Annotated in this window: 11 protein-coding genes; 4 read left to right on the top strand and 7 right to left on the bottom strand. The window is 65.2% G+C overall.

The annotated features are described in order from the left end of the window. The first annotated feature begins 19 nt into the window (after positions 1–19). Entirely contained in the window at positions 20–1,135 is a 1,116-nt protein-coding gene (locus QX121_RS22445; RefSeq protein ID WP_315737264.1) for an SMP-30/gluconolactonase/LRE family protein, read from the top strand. Positions 1,136–2,068: 933 nt separating this feature from the next. Here QX121_RS22445 and ppc read toward each other — a convergent pair. From ppc to QX121_RS22430, 3 genes are all read right to left on the bottom strand, one after another. Continuing rightward, positions 2,069–4,852, bottom strand: a complete 2,784-nt coding sequence (gene ppc / locus QX121_RS22440) for a phosphoenolpyruvate carboxylase (protein ID WP_315813056.1) — start codon at positions 4,850–4,852, stop codon at positions 2,069–2,071. Between the two features lie 138 nt (positions 4,853–4,990). Beyond that, entirely contained in the window at positions 4,991–6,535 is a 1,545-nt protein-coding gene (locus QX121_RS22435; protein WP_315813055.1) for an acyl-CoA synthetase, read from the bottom strand. A gap of 177 nt (positions 6,536–6,712) precedes the next feature. Then, positions 6,713–7,522 (bottom strand): crotonase/enoyl-CoA hydratase family protein, encoded by an 810-nt coding sequence (locus QX121_RS22430; protein WP_315813054.1) that lies wholly within the window; start codon positions 7,520–7,522, stop codon positions 6,713–6,715. 102 nt (positions 7,523–7,624) lie between these two features. Between QX121_RS22430 and QX121_RS22425 the strand changes: the two genes are divergently transcribed. Further along, the gene (locus tag QX121_RS22425) at positions 7,625–8,500 is read left to right on the top strand and encodes an SDR family oxidoreductase (protein WP_006613814.1); all 876 of its coding nucleotides are present in this window, start codon (positions 7,625–7,627) and stop codon (positions 8,498–8,500) included. Between the two features lie 132 nt (positions 8,501–8,632). Further along, positions 8,633–10,213 (top strand): fatty acid--CoA ligase, encoded by a 1,581-nt coding sequence (locus tag QX121_RS22420; RefSeq protein ID WP_315813053.1) that lies wholly within the window; start codon positions 8,633–8,635, stop codon positions 10,211–10,213. 181 nt (positions 10,214–10,394) lie between these two features. Here QX121_RS22420 and QX121_RS22415 read toward each other — a convergent pair whose 3' ends face one another. After that, positions 10,395–11,669, bottom strand: a complete 1,275-nt coding sequence (locus tag QX121_RS22415; protein WP_315737259.1) for an acyl-CoA dehydrogenase family protein — start codon at positions 11,667–11,669, stop codon at positions 10,395–10,397. Between the two features lie 166 nt (positions 11,670–11,835). On the opposite strand from QX121_RS22415, the gene QX121_RS22410 reads away from it, so the two are divergent. After that, on the top strand, positions 11,836–12,615 hold the full coding sequence (locus tag QX121_RS22410; RefSeq protein ID WP_315813052.1) for an enoyl-CoA hydratase-related protein: 780 nt from the start codon (positions 11,836–11,838) through the stop codon (positions 12,613–12,615). A gap of 148 nt (positions 12,616–12,763) precedes the next feature. Here QX121_RS22410 and QX121_RS22405 read toward each other — a convergent pair whose 3' ends face one another. Genes QX121_RS22405 through QX121_RS22395 form a run of 3 tightly spaced genes read right to left on the bottom strand, consistent with a single transcriptional unit; the run spans position 12,764 to position 14,930 of the window. After that, the gene (locus QX121_RS22405; RefSeq protein ID WP_315776458.1) at positions 12,764–13,150 is read right to left on the bottom strand and encodes a DUF6285 domain-containing protein; all 387 of its coding nucleotides are present in this window, start codon (positions 13,148–13,150) and stop codon (positions 12,764–12,766) included. Next, the gene (locus QX121_RS22400) at positions 13,150–14,139 is read right to left on the bottom strand and encodes a phosphotransferase family protein (protein ID WP_315776457.1); all 990 of its coding nucleotides are present in this window, start codon (positions 14,137–14,139) and stop codon (positions 13,150–13,152) included. The genes QX121_RS22405 and QX121_RS22400 overlap by 1 nt, the downstream gene beginning before the upstream one ends. Beyond that, positions 14,136–14,930, bottom strand: coding sequence for an enoyl-CoA hydratase/isomerase (locus QX121_RS22395; RefSeq protein WP_315737255.1), 795 nt, complete (start codon positions 14,928–14,930; stop codon positions 14,136–14,138). Before QX121_RS22395 ends, QX121_RS22400 begins: the two co-directional genes overlap by 4 nt. Between the last annotated feature and the right edge of the window lie 10 nt (positions 14,931–14,940).

Here is a 14,940-nt window from a genome sequence, read left to right as displayed (position 1 = left end):
AAAAGTCGGGAGGACATAGATGACGAATGCACGACACGACATCACGCAGGATTCGCCGGCCGGAACTGACGGCTTCGACCGGCGCATGCTCCTCAAGGGCGTCGCCGGCTTTGCCGCGGCGGCAGCGGCAGTCTCGCCGGCCGGTGCCCGCGATTTCGGACCGGGCGCGCAGCCGCAACGCTATCCGGATCCCGACATCGTTGTGATCGACGAGAAGCGCTTCAAGGCCAAGGTTGGCAACACCACGATCAAGCGTCTGTTCACCGGCTGCCTGTGGGCGGAAGGTCCGGCCTGGAACGCGCAGGCGCAGTATCTGGTCTGGAGCGACATCCCGAACAACCGACAACTGCGCTATCTCGACGACGACGGCCACATCTCCCAGCAGTTCCGCAAGCCATCGAACGAATCGAACGGCAACACCTTCGATTATGAAGGGCGGCAGATCACGGCCGAGCGGACCCGCCTCGTCCGCTTCGAGCACAACGGCTCGGTCACCGTTCTCGCGGAGAAGGCGAACGACAAGCCCCTCAACGGCCCGAACGACATGGTCGTCAATCCCAGCGACCAGTCGATCTGGTTCACCGATCCCGGCTACGGCTCGATCAACCTGTATGAAGGGCAGAACGCCCGCAACGGCTCCAATCAGCCGTTCCAGAAGGAAGCCGTCTACCGCGTCGATGCGCAGTCCGGCGCGATCACCAAGGTCGCGGACGAGCCGTTCAAGCCGAACGGCATCGCCTTCAGCCACGACTACAAGAAGCTCTACGTCTGCGACACCGGCATCACGCACTATCCGAACGCCAAGAACGTGATCTGGCAGTACGACGTCAATGGCGACAAGCTGGCGAACCCGAAGGCGTTCATCGACATGACGCTCGACGGCAAGTCGGGCTTCGCGGACGGGCTGCGGGTCGACATCGACGGCAACATCTGGGTCGGCGCCGGCTGGGTCGGCGAAGGCTATGACGGCGTCCACATCTTCGCGCCGGACGGCGTCCGCATCGGCCAGATCAAGCTGCCGGAGATCTGCGCCAATGTCTGCTTCGGCGGCAAGAAGCGCAATCGCCTGTTCATGACCGCGAGCCAATCGCTCTATGCGGTCTATGTGGAGACGCAGGGCGCGCATATCTGTTAGGCCGGAAAACCGCCCTTGCTACGAGGCGTCCCTGCGAAAGCGGGGATGCCTCGTCAACGATGGGGCCACACTCACACTGCCGTCCCGGACAGGCGCGCGGTACGCGCGCGCAGATCCGGGACCCATAACCCCAGGGAGACGTGCGAGGCACGATGGTCGATCCTCCTCGCCCAGCCACATCTGCCTGCGGCTCCGGGTCCGAATCAAGACCGGGATCCGACGAACGGATGCACCTCGCCTTCTGAAACGAATAAATCGCTTGCTATTTTTCGGAAATCATGTTCTTCTCTCGCCATCCCGCCTCATGCAAGGGGCGTAGCGCGCGATCGTCACGACACGCGAGGCGGGGATGCGATGGCCGCGGTTGAGCCGCAGCGTGTCCCTGGATGCGCGGACGAACGGCTTTGCCGCGGACGTGAAATCGCGTGGTCCTGGCGCCCCGAAGCAGGCGTCAAGTCCGTGGTGATGCCCAGCGCATCGCGCGGGCGACGGTGTCTACGAGCCGGCACACCGGGGAGATCGCGTATAAGCGTGAAGACATCGCGCGGGGAATGCCGGATGTTCGGCTGAACCTGTGGTGACTGCCGCCTGCTTTCTTTTCTGCAGGCGGGCCATGGGTGAGGCCTTCACCCGGCATTCCCCGCGCCCTTGCACTCTCGTGAGGGACATGTTCGCTGCATGCACTCGGGCGCGAAACGCCGCGAGGACGAGATCGTATGTCATTTGCTGCTTGAGCCGCAAATCAGTCGCACCACCGCTGTCGTCCCGGGCAAGCCACGATGCGCGCAGCGCGTCGTGGCGCCGACCCGGGATCCATACGCCGCGGCGGCCGTGATAGGCGAAGGTCGACAACGCATTCGCCCCAAACTACTCCCTGGGGTTATGGGTCCCGGCGTTCGCCGGGACGACAGAGAGTCTGTGGTTACAGCCGAGTTATCCCGTATTTCTCAACCCCGCCGAGATGCCGTTGATCGTCAGCTGAATCCCGCGCAGCACCTGCTCGTCCGGGTTCTGCGCGCGGTGCTCCTTGAGAAGCTCGACCTGCACGTGGTTGAGCGGATCGAGATACGGAAAGCGGTTGCGCACCGAGCGCTCCAGCAGCGGATTGCCCTGCAGCAAGCGCTCCTGTCCCATGATATCGAGCAACGTCTCGATCACCAGATTCCATTCGCGCCGGATGCGGCCAAAAATCTTTTCACGCAGGGCCTCGTCCGGGACCAGCTCGGCATAGCGCGAGGCGATGGCGATCGAGCTCTTGGCGAGCACCATGTCCATGTTCGACAGCAGCATGCGGAAGAACGGCCATTCCTGATAAAGCTCGCGCAGGAATGGCATGCCCTGCTCCGGATTTTCCGCGATCCAGGTCTCGACCGCGCTGCCGAAGCCGTACCAGCCCGGCAGCATCAGCCGGCACTGCGCCCAGGAGAACACCCAGGGGATCGCACGCAGGTCCTCGATCGCGCGGGTTTTCTTGCGCGAGGCCGGGCGGCTGCCGATGTTGAGGGTGGCGATCTCGTTGATGACCGTCGAGGCCCAGAAATATTCGACGAAGCCGTCGGTTTCGTAGACGAGGCCCCGATAGGCCTTGAAGGCGAGCTCCGAGAGCCGATCCATGGCAGTCAGATACTCGCGCTTCGGTGCCGGCTGCCGCGGATGCAGCAGACTCGCTTCGAGCGTCGCCGCGGCGAGGATCTCCAGGTTGTTGCGGCCGACCTCGGCGTTGGAATATTTGCTGGAGATGATCTCGCCCTGCTCGGTGATCCGGATCTGGCCGTTCACAGCGCCGCCGGGCTGGGCGATGATGGCGTCATAGCTCGGACCGCCGCCGCGGCCGACCGATCCGCCGCGGCCATGGAACAGCCTGAGCCGGATGCCATGGCGTTCGAAGATGTCGACCAGGCCGATCTCGGCCTTGTAGAGCTCCCAGCCCGAGGTGACGAAGCCGCCGTCCTTGTTGCTGTCGGAATAGCCGAGCATGACCTCCTGCACGGCGCCGCGGCTATCGACCAGGCGGCGGTAATCGTGCAGCGCCAGCATGCGGTCCATGATGGCGCTAGAGGCCTGCAGGTCCTCAATGGTCTCGAACAGCGGCACGATATTGACGGCGCAGCGGCCCGAGGGATCGATCAGGCCGACCTCCTTGAGCAGCAACGCCACCTCGAGCATGTCGGACATGCCCTTGCACATCGAGATGATGCACTGGGGGATCACGTCGGCGCCGAAGGTCGCGTGCGCCTCGGCAGCGGCGCGGAACAGCGCGAGCTCGCCGACGGTCTCGTCGCTGTACTTGACGAATTGCGATACAAGCGGCCTGGCATTGCGCAACTCGCTGACAAGCAGGCCGACCCGCGCATCCTCGCTCAGCGCCATATAGGACATGCCGGGCATCGCGGTGTCGATCAGCTCGGCGACGGTTCGCTCGTGCACCGCCGAGTTCTGGCGGATGTCGAGCCGGGCCAGATGGAAGCCGAAGCAATCCACGGCACGCAGCAGCAGCCGCAGCCGCCCGCGGGCGATCACCTCGGCATTGTTAGCGACCAGCGAGTGATGCAGCACGTCGAGATCATCCTGCATCTGCTTGACGCTGTCGTAAGGCGCCACGGCCGCCACGGGAAGGCGGCTGATCTGGATACCGAGCTTCTTCGCCGTCGCCGCCAAGCGCGCATAGATGCCGGACACCGCCAGGCGATATGGCTCGCCGTGACGATGCGGCGACGTGTCCGGCGAGCGCTCGGCCAGCGCACGCAGCTCCTCGGAGACATCGGCGAGATGCGCGGCGATGGACAGCTCGCTGCCGAGCAGATGCAGCTCCTCGAGATAGTAGTGCAGCGCCAGGCTGGATTGCAGCTTGAGCGTCCCGCGCATCACCTCGGCGGTGACGAACGGATTGCCGTCGCGATCGCCGCCGATCCAGCTCCCCATGCGCAGGAACGAGGCGAGATCGCCCGCCACCTCCGCTCCGTCATTGAGCCGATCCTCGAGCGAGCAGAGCAGACGCGGCACCTCACGCAGGAACGTGTAGTCGTAGAACGACAGCCCGTTGGTGACCTCGTCGAGCACCGTCAGCTTGGTCCGGCGCAGCAGGTTGGTCTGCCACAAGGTCAGCACGGCGCGGCGCAGCGCCTCGTCATTGGCCTCGCGCTCATCCGGCGTCAGCTGCATCCGCTCGCGGCGGTCGAGCAGCATCGCGATCTCCATCTCGCGATCCATCGTGCTCTTGCGCCGCACCTCGGTCGGGTGCGCGGTCAGGACCGGGCTGACCAGCGCCGTCGAGAAGAACTTGCGCAGATCGGAAGCCTCGAACCCGGCGGATTTGGCGTGAGCGAGCGTCGCCGCCAGCATGCCGGCCCCGCCATTGGAATCGCTCTTGGCACGCATGCGCCGGATGTTGTTCTGGTCCTCGGCAATGTTGGCGAGGTGCGAGAAATAGCTGAAGGCGCGGACGATGCGGACGGTCTCAGCCGTCGTCATGCCGTCGAGGATCTGCTCCAGCTCGCGCCGCGCCTGGCGGTCTTCGTCGCGGTGGAAGCGCACCGAGGTCTGGCGGATGCGCTCGACGAGGTCGAACAATTCGGCGCCTTCCTGGTCGCGGACCGTATCGCCGAGGATGCGGCCGAGCAGCCGGATATCGTCCCGCAGCCGCGCATCCTCCTCCATGGCCTGCGCCTCGGCGGCGCGGTTGGGACGGATTTCCTCGCTCATGGTTTGCGGCGACATGGATGCGCTCTCCAGCAGCTGCCCATTTACGGGTCAGTCTGCCGTATCTATACCGCAGCGCAAGATCAAGAAAGAGGCGTCGCCTGCCCTATTCAATGCTCATGTGACGTCTTCTCATCGCTGAGAGCCGCCAATCGATCAGATCTTTCGCCCTGCCTGCGCCCAATAGGGGTCGCGCAGCCGCCGCTTGAAGATCTTGCCGGAATCCTCACGAGGCAATTTGTCCTGGATTTCGATGTGCTTGGGCACCTTGTAGTCGGCCAGCGAAGCCCTGAGCCGGTGTCTGATCTCGCCGGTGTCCAGCACGACGCCGGGCTGCGGCTCGACCACGGCCATCAGGGCTTCCCCGAACTCGGCATCGGGAATGCCGAATACGGCGCAATCGTGCACGCCGGGCACGGCATGCAATACGGCTTCTATCTCGGCCGGATAAATGTTGACGCCGCCGGAGATCACCATGTCGCGCTTGCGGTCGCACAGGAAGACGTAGCCCTCAGCGTCCATGTAGCCGACGTCCCCGGACGTAATGAAGCCGTCGCGGTCGATCTCGGCACGCTTCTCCGGCTTGTTGTGATAGGCAAAATCCGGATTGCCCGCGATACGCGAATAGATCTCGCCAACCTCGCCCTGCGGCAGGATGCGGCCGTCCTCGTCGAGGAAACGCAGCTCGGCGCCCGGCGCGACCTTGCCGACGGTGCCGGGCTTGCGCAGCGCGTCCTCGGAGGTCGCGAAGGTCACGGCACCGGATTCGGTCGAGCCGTAGAACTCGTAGATGACGGGTCCCCACCAGTCGATCATCGCGCGCTTGACGTCGGCCGGGCACGGCGCGGCAGCGTGGATGACATGGCGCAGCGACGACACGTCGTAGCGGCGGCGGACGCCCTCCGGCAGCTTCATCAGCCGGATGAACATGGTCGGCACCATGAAGATGGTATCGATCCGCTCTGTCTGGATGATGCCGAGAAATTCTTCCGGCTCGAAGCGCGGCATCAGCACCAGCGCGCCGCCGAGACGCCCGGCACGCAGGCCGAACGCATTCGGGGCAGAATGATACAGCGGCCCCGGCAAGAGCGCGCGCGAGCCCGGCTTCAAGCCGTAGATCAGCGCTCGCATGCGCTCGGCCGAAGCCGCCTGCTCGACCGTCGGCGCATTGCGGCGCACGCCCTTGGGATGACCGGTCGTGCCGGAGGTGTAGATCATGTTCTGCGGCTGTGGCACCTGCGGCCCTTCGTAAGGGCTCTGCTGGGCAAGCCAGCCCTCGAACTCGATTGCGAACTCCGGGGGTTCGATCAGATCCGCGCCGATCTTGTAGTTGGACAGAATCTCCGGCGGTGTGGGCACGCTGAGCGCCGTGACATCGGCCGGTATCGCCCCGGCGAGCTGATGCAGCAGGTCGGCGTGCCCGATCAGCACCTTCGTGCCGGAGTCCTTGATGATGTAGTCGATCTCCTCCGGCTTGAAGTGCCAGTTCACCGGCACGCCATAGGCGCCGAGCCGCATCGCGCCATAGGCGGCCTCGATGAAGGCGATGTCGTTGCGCATGAGAATGCAGACGCAATCGCCCTGGCCCACGCCGAGCTTCGCCAGGCCGCTTGCGATCCGCGCGGCGCGGTCGGCGATTTCGGCGTGGCTGCGCCGGCGCTCGCCGGAGATGATGCCGCAGAACAGGGAGGACGTTTCCATTTTCTTTGTTATCCGATCTGGCGTCGGTTTGAGTTTCGGCCGTCATTCCGGGGCGATGCGCCGCGACAAAACGGCGGAGCCGTCTTGCGCGGAGCATCGAACTCAGGTGCGCAGTTGCGCACCGGAGACTCTCGAGATTCCGGGCCTGCTCCTTCGGAGCATCCCGGAATGACGGACTCAGTCCGCAAACTTCGGCGCGCGCTTCTCGATGTTGGCGCGCACCGATTCGAGCTGGTTCGGACTGCCGATCAGCTTCTGCTGCTCGACCGATTCGGCGAGCAGCGCCGGCCCCGGATCGACCGAGAGATTGTTCAGCATCCGCTTGGCGGCGCGGATCGCATCCGGATTCTTGCCCGCGATCTCGCGTGCCGTCTCCAGCGCCGCCGCGCGCGGATCGGCGCAGATGCGCGTGACGAGGCCGTAGGACTGCCCCTCCTCCGGCGAGAACACCCGACCGGTGTAGGTCAGTTCACGCAGGATGTCGTCGCGCATCAAGGTCGCCAGGATCGGCGTGCCCGCCATGTCGGGCACCAGACCCCATTTGATCTCCATGATCGACATCTTGGTGTCGGGCGCGACGTAGCGCATGTCCGCGCCCAACGCGAGCTGGAAGCCGCCGCCATAGGCGACGCCATGCACTGCAGCAATCACCGGCACCGGCAGCTGCCGCCAGCCCCAGACAGCCTGCTGCGCGAAGTTGGCCTTGCCGTGGGTGCGAACGGTGAGGTCGCGCGTCTCGCCGCCGGGTATGCCGTTGCCGCCGGACTCCTTCATCGCGGCGAAGCGGCCCATGTCGAGGCCCGCGCAGAAGGCACGCCCCTCGCCGGACAGCACCACCGCCCGCAGTCCCTTCTCCTTCGACAGCCGCTCGGTCGCCGCGACCAGCGCCTCGAACATCTCCATGTCCAACGCATTCATCTTGTCGGCGCGAACCAGGCGAACGTCGGCGACGCCGTCCTTGATCTCGATCGCGAGGCGGTTGTCCATCGAGCGGTCTCCCTACGGATGTCTTTGTGACTTTACAGAAGGCTGTCGGAGCGATTTAGTCAATCGACCAATTAACTCACAACATGTCAGGCGGAAACTCCCATGTTCAAGGACAATCTCCTCGAAGGTCGACGCATTCTGGTGACCGGCGGCGGCACGGGCCTTGGCAAGGCGATGGCCGCGCGCTTCCTGCAGCTCGGCGCCGAGGTGCATATTTGCGGCCGGCGGAAAATCGTCTGCGACGAGACCGCGACCGAACTGATGGATCTCTACGGCGGCCGCGTGACCAGCCACGGTGTCGACATCCGCAATGCCATGGCGGTGGAGGAAATGATCGAGGCCATCTTCCAGGAAGGCGGCCTCACCGATCTCATCAACAACGCGGCCGGCAACTTCATCTCCCGCACCGAGGAATTGAGCCCGCGCGGCTTCGATGCCGTCGCCAACATCGTGATGCACGGCACGTTCTACGTGACGCATGCCGTCGGCAAGCGCTGGATCGCTGCGAAGCAGCCGGGCAACGTCGTGTCGATCACGGTGACGTGGGTGCGCAACGGCTCGCCCTATGTGGTGCCATCGGCGATGAGCAAGTCGGCGATCCACGCCATGACGATGTCGCTCGCGACTGAATGGGGCCGCTATGGCATCCGCCTCAACACCATCGCGCCCGGCGAAATCCCGACCGAAGGCATGAGCAAGCGCATCAAGCCCGGCGACGAGGCCGGCGCGCGGACCAAGGCGATGAACCCGATGGGTCGCGTCGGCACCATGGAGGAGCTGCAGAACCTCGCGGTGTTCCTGATCTCCGGCGGCTGCAACTGGATCAACGGCGAGACCATCGCGATGGACGGCGCCCAGGCGCTGGCGATGGGCGGCAACTTCTATCAGTTGCGCGACTGGAGCGACGACGACTGGACCAAGGCCAAGGAGTCGATCAAGGCGCAGAACGAGAAGGACCGCGCGACGCGCACGAGCTGACGGCCGAATCGCCCGGTTGATCGGCGACGTGCGCCCTGTAGACTGATCGAGAGATGCTTGCTCCGGCGCGATCCGGGGCGAGGACCACGACAAGACATCAAACAAAGAACAAGACGCAATCGGAGGGGAAACATGTCCGTCTCGACGGCATCGTCGACGCTCGTCGACGTCGTGCGCGACAGAGCGCAAACGCTGGGCTCCGCCACCGCCTATGAGTTCGAGGGGCGCATCACCAGCTTCGCCGCGTTCGACCGCAAGACCAACCAGGTCGCCAACGCGCTGAAGGCGCTTGGCGTCAAGCCGCACGAGCGGATCGCCTATTTCGGCAAGAACAGCGACATCTATTTTGAGCTGCTCGTCGGCGCCATGAAGGCCAACGTCGTCATGGCGCCGGTGAACTGGCGCCTCGCCGGTCCCGAGGTCGCCTTCATCGTCGAGGACTGCAAGGCCCCTGCACTGTTCGTCGGACCGGAATTCACTACGATGATCCGCAACATCCGCGACCAGATCCCGAGCGTGCGGCACATCATCACCACCGAGGGCGGCGCGCCGGAATGGCAGGACTACACGGCTTGGCGCGACGCGCAGAGCGCGGATGATCCGGGCGTTCCGATCACGCCGCAGGACATCGCGCTGCAGCTCTACACCTCCGGCACCACCGGCAAGCCGAAAGGCGCGATGCTGTCGCACGCCAACTTCCTCAACCTCGTCAACACCGGCAATCCCGAGGAGAAACCGGACTGGAACAAATGGTCGACCGACGACGTCTCGCTGATCGCGATGCCGATCTTCCACATCGGCGGCTCCGGCTGGGGCCTGATGAGCCTCTACCACGGTGCCCGCGGCGTCATCGCGCGCGAATTCGATCCGACCAGGATCCTCGACTTCTTCGAGCAGTCCGGCATCACCAAGCTGTTCATGGTGCCGGCGGCGATGCAGTTCGTGGTGCGGCAGCCGCGCGCGCGGCAGGTCGATTTCTCCCGCCTGAAATACATGCTCTATGGCGCCTCGCCGATCCCGGCGGCGCTGCTGAAGGAGTGCATCGAGGTCTTCAAATGCGGCTTCGTGCAGATGTATGGCATGACCGAGACCACCGGCACCATCATCGCGCTGCCGCCCGAGGACCATGTCGAGGGTCTGGAGCGGATGCGCTCGGCCGGCAAGCCGCTGCCGGGAATCGAGGTCGCGATCATCGATCCCATGGGCAACCCGCTGCCGCCGCGCGAGGTCGGCGAGATCGCCACCCGCTCCGGCTCCAACATGGCCGGCTACTGGAATCTGCCGGAGGCCACCGCGCGCACGCTCGGCAAGGACGGCTGGCTGCGCACCGGCGACGCGGGCTACATGGATGAGGACGGCTACGTCTACATCCACGACCGCATCAAGGACATGATCATCTCCGGCGGCGAGAACATCTATCCGGCCGAGGTCGAGAGCGCGATCTGCGATCATCCCGATGTCGCCGAGGCCGCGGTGATCGGGATTCCCGACGACAAATGGGGCGAGGCCGTCAAGGCGATCGTCGTGATGAAGCCTGGCACGCGCGCCACCGAGACCGACATCATCAATTTCACCCGCACGCGCATCGCCGGTTTCAAGACGCCGAAGAGCGTCGACTTCCTCGACGACCTGCCGCGCAACCCCTCCGGCAAGATCCTGCGAAGGAATCTGCGCGACCCCTATTGGGCGGGCAAGGATCGGCAGGTCAATTGAGTGCACGCACCGCCATCCTGGATCGCTTCGCTTGCGCTCGCGATGACGCCGTGGAGAGAGTGCGCGCTCCCTCTCCGCCGTCATTGCGAGGCGCCTTGCGCCGAAGCAATCCAGGGCTCCGGAGACGACGCTCGATTGCATCAATTGCGCTTGCGACAGGGCCCTGCCGCTCAACAGCGTGTCACCGCTTGTTCACCCCCATGTAGCCGAACAGGAAGCCGGCGACCTTGCGCATCTGGATCTCCTCGCTGCCCTCGGTGATGCGGTAGCGGCGGTGGTGGCGGTAGATGTGCTCGAACGGCTTGTGGCGCGAATAGCCCATGCCGCCATGGACCTGTATGGCGCGGTCGGCCGCCTCGCAGCACAGACGGTTAGCCCAGTAGTTGCACATCGAGACCTTGTCCGAGAGTGTGTGCTCGACCTGGGCCTGGGTGAGCTGGTCCATCTCCCAGGCCGTCTTGCGGATCAGCAGCCGCAGCATCTCGGCCTGGGTCGCCAGCTCGACCAGCGGCCACTGAATCGCCTGGTTCTCGGCCAGCGCCTTGCCGAACGGTTTTCGCTCACGCGCGTAATTCACACTCTCATTGATGCAGTAGACGGCCGCGCCGAGCGAGCTCGCCGCCTGGCGGATGCGGTTCTCATGGACGAAGCATTGCGCCAGCGACAGCCCGCGCCCGACCTCGCCGAACTGCGCATCCTCCGGCACGAACACGTCGGTGAAGCTGACGCGCGGATGATCGGTCGGCATGTTGAAGGTCCAGAGATACTCCTCGACCTTCACACCCTCGGTCTTGGCCGGCACCAGAAAGCAGGTGATGCCGCGCGCGTCACCATCATTGCCCGAGGTGCGCGCGAACAGTGCACAGTGGGTGGCGACGTGCATGCCCGTCGTCCACATCTTCTCGCCGTTGATCAGCCAGCCCTTGATGTTGTCGCGGGTGGCCGGAACGGCCTTGGTTTCCATGTGGGTCGCGTCCGAGCCGTGATGCGGCTCGGTGAGACCGAACGTGATGCGGTACTTGCCGGTGATCGAGCCGTCGATCATCGCCTTCTGGTCGTCGCGGCCGTACCGGTCGAGCATGGTGACGATCGGCAGATTGCCGACGATCGAGTGCTCGTTCTGCAGGTCGTTGTGCAGGCCGAGGCCCTTGGAGGCGAAATGCTCGCGGATCACGGCCATCCAGAGGTTGGACCCGTCCTTGCCGCCATAGCGCTTCGGAATTGCAAAGCGCAGATGGCCGGCCGCATCGGCACGATCCTTGGCCTTGCGCAGCAGTTGCTCCCATTCATGCCGCGGCAGGCCGCCATTCTCGAAATCGGTGCGCGCCCATTCGCGGCGATGATCGAAGAAGCGGATGTTGTCGTCGGCCTGCTCCAGCGGCTTGATCTCGGCGGCGATGAAGCGATCGAGCTCGTCGAGATAGGCGACCAATTCCTTCGGCAAGGAAAAATCCACGGCGTGTCTCCCAGTGTGTTTCGTTGTTGTTGTTGATCCTGGTCGGCGCGACCTCCCGTCGCGTGCTTGTGGCGCGCAGCGCCGTTGCGTATTTGGATGACTGCAACACCTGCGCAGGCGCTAAGCTGATGCGCGACAGCCAATCAGAAGACAGGAGGAACAGCCGATGGAGCTGAAGTTTTCGAGAGTGACGCGCAAGGGGCCGATCACGATCGTCACCCTGGCGCGCCCCGAGGTCTACAACGCCCTGCACATCGAGGCGCATCATGAACTCGAGCGCGTGTTCGACGCCTTCGCCGCCGATCCCGAGCAGTGGGTCGCGATCGTCACCGGTGAGGGCGACAAAGCGTTCTGCGCCGGCAACGACCTGAAATGGCAGGCGGCCGGCGGCGCGCGCGGTTGGGGTAAGAGCGGCTTCGCGGGGCTCACCTCCCGCTTCGATTGCGACAAGCCGATCATCGCCGCCGTCAACGGCGTCGCAATGGGCGGCGGCTTCGAGATCGCGCTCGCCTGCGACCTGATCATCGCCTCCGAGAATGCGACCTTCGCGTTGCCCGAGCCGCGCGTCGGCCTCGCCGCGCTCGCCGGCGGCCTGCAGCGGCTGCCGCGCCAGATCGGCATGAAGCGCGCGATGGGCATGATCCTCACCGGTCGACATGTCGGCGCCCGCGAAGGCCATGAGCTCGGCTTCGTCAATGAGGTGGTGCCGCAAGGCGAGGCGCTGGCGGCGGCGGAGCGATGGGCCGAGACGATCGCCAAGAACTCGCCGATGTCGATCCGCGCCTCCAAGCAGGCGATCGAGAAGGGCCTTGCGGTCTCGCTGGAGCAGGCCATCACCGAGCAGCGCGACTACCCGGCGGTGCAGGCGATGATCCATTCGCAGGACTACATCGAGGGACCGAAGGCGTTCTCGGAGAAGCGGCCGCCGAGGTGGCACGGGCGGTGAGTTATCCGATACTTCGCATGCTCTGGGCCTGATCGCGCCGGGTTGTCTCCGCTCCGTCATGGCCGGGCTTGACCCGGCCATCCACGTCTCGCAGCAGACTCGTGAAGATATGGATGCCCGGGTCAAGCCCGGGCATGACGCCGGTGGGTTAGGAGCCATCGGTGCTCCTCCCAGCTTCGCGCTTGTAGGACGCGTAGTTCGGCTGATCGACGGCGAGCTTGGCGAGAGTGGTCCGCCAGAGGTGCTGCTTCAGGCCCGGTGTCTGGAGGCCAACGGCGCCGCTGGCGATCTGAGCCGCGAGCGCTCGATTGAGTTCGAGTAGATCACCATCCTGTCCCAGCAATTCTCTCAACCGCGCATGCTCCGCCTCATCTGCCGCAGCCGCCTGTGTGAGCTGTCGCACCACGAGATCGAGCGCGTTGATGCCCACGCGCAGCTTGAACGCCTGGTGCCCCGAGATCAGCGGCGCGATGTCGTTGCGCAGGAAGTCGGCGACGGATTGCACCAGCTCGGTCGGCGTCGGCTCGTCCTGCATCAGCCCTCTCCCCTCGGCGCAAGCAATCGCAACAGATCGATCTCGGTCTCCGACGCGCGGCGGCCGATCATGGCGCGCTCCATCGAATGGTCGGGACCGATGCGAAAACGCTGCATCATGCCGCAGCACATCACGCCCCAGCGCAGCGTGCCCATGACCTCCCAGAACTTCACTCTATCAGCGTCGACCTTGCGGCCCCCGCCCTCGTAGCCCGCGAACAGCTCCTCACGCGATCCGAAGCCGCCGACCGGCTTGTCGATCTCGCCGAAGCGCCAGGAGTTGACGCAGATCCAGCCGAGATCCTCCATGGGATCGCCGAGATGGGCGAGCTCCCAGTCGAGCACGGCGCGCACGCCATCGCGGCCGATGATGAGATTGCCATTGCGGAAATCACCGTGCACCAGCGTGATCTCGGCCGGGGGACCGGGATCGTTCTGCGACAGCCAGCGCAGGGCCAGATCGAACACCGGGCGCGGCCAGTCGAAGCTTTGATATTCCCGTGCGAGCTCCGCGATCTCCTTGGTCGCGGTCATCCCGCGCAACGCGGGCAGCGTCTCGCGTCGAATCCCGTGGATGCCGGCGGCGATGCCGCCCAGCTGGCGCGCGAGGCGCGGCCGCGCCTCGGCGAATTCGGCATCACGCAGGATCTTGCGCGCGATGGTCTCGCCCTCGACGCGGCGCATGATGAAACCGGCGCCGAGATCGTCCTCCGGCCGCAGCACGTGCAGGACCTCGGGCGACGGCACGCCGGCGGCATAAGCGAGCCGCATCAGCGCCGCCTCGTTGTCGAGCCCGGCGGCACGCCCGGGCGCGGCGCCGTAGCCTTTCGGCGAGCGACGCAGAATGGCGCCGACCTCACCGACGGGATGGACGATGTCGAAGCGCCATGTCTCCTGGCTGGCGCCGCCGGAGAGTCTTGCGGCGCCGCTCACACCGGTCGCCCCCGGCATGAACGAGGCGACGCAGCGGGACAGCTCGGTCTCGATCATTGGCCCTTGAACTTGGCCGGGCGCTTTTCGAGGAACGCGGTGACGCCTTCCTTGAAATCCGAAGTGCTGCCTGCGACGCGCTGCGACTGAAATTCCGCGTTGAGCTGCTCCTCGAAAGAGTTCTCCGGGCTGTCCCAATACAGCTGGCGGATCTGCGCCAGCGCCACCGTCGGCCCGTTGGCGAGCTCGTGCGCGAGCTTCATCGTCTCCTCCTTCAGGACCGCATCGTCATAGACGCGGTTGACGAGGCCCCATTGCAGCGCCGTCTCGGCCGGCAGCTTTTCGCCCAGCAGCGACAGCTCGATCGCGCGGGCCTTGCCGACGAGGCGCGGCAACAGCCAGGTCGAGCCGCAATCAGGCACCAGTCCGATGCGGCGGAAGGCCTGCAGAAAGTAGGCGGACTTCGCGCACAGGATCATGTCGCCCATCAGCGCGAAGCTCATGCCGGCGCCGGCGGCCGGGCCATTCACCGAGGTCACGATCGGGCAATGCAGATTGCGCAAGCGGCGCAGGAACGGATGGAAGGCGGTCTCGAGCGCGGCGCCGGCATTGCTGCGGCCGGGCTTGGCCTGCGCATTGCGGCCCTGCAGGTTGGCGCCGGTGCAGAAGGCGCGGCCGGCGCCCGTCACGACGAGGCAGCGCACCGCAGCCTTCTTCTCCTCGATCTCGTCGAGCGCTTCGGCCAACCCGCCGAGCATGTCGATCGAGACCGCATTCATCACCTCCTGATGGTCGAGCGTGAGGATGGCGACGGGCCCGTCGAAATCGAGCGTGACGTGCTTGTACTGCATGGTTTCCTCT

The sequence above is a fragment of the Bradyrhizobium sp. SZCCHNR2028 genome (genome assembly GCF_032380995.1).
Lineage (GTDB): Bacteria > Pseudomonadota > Alphaproteobacteria > Rhizobiales > Xanthobacteraceae > Bradyrhizobium.
Note: the sequence above shows the minus strand (reverse complement) of the source record. Positions and strands in the feature narration are given on the sequence as shown.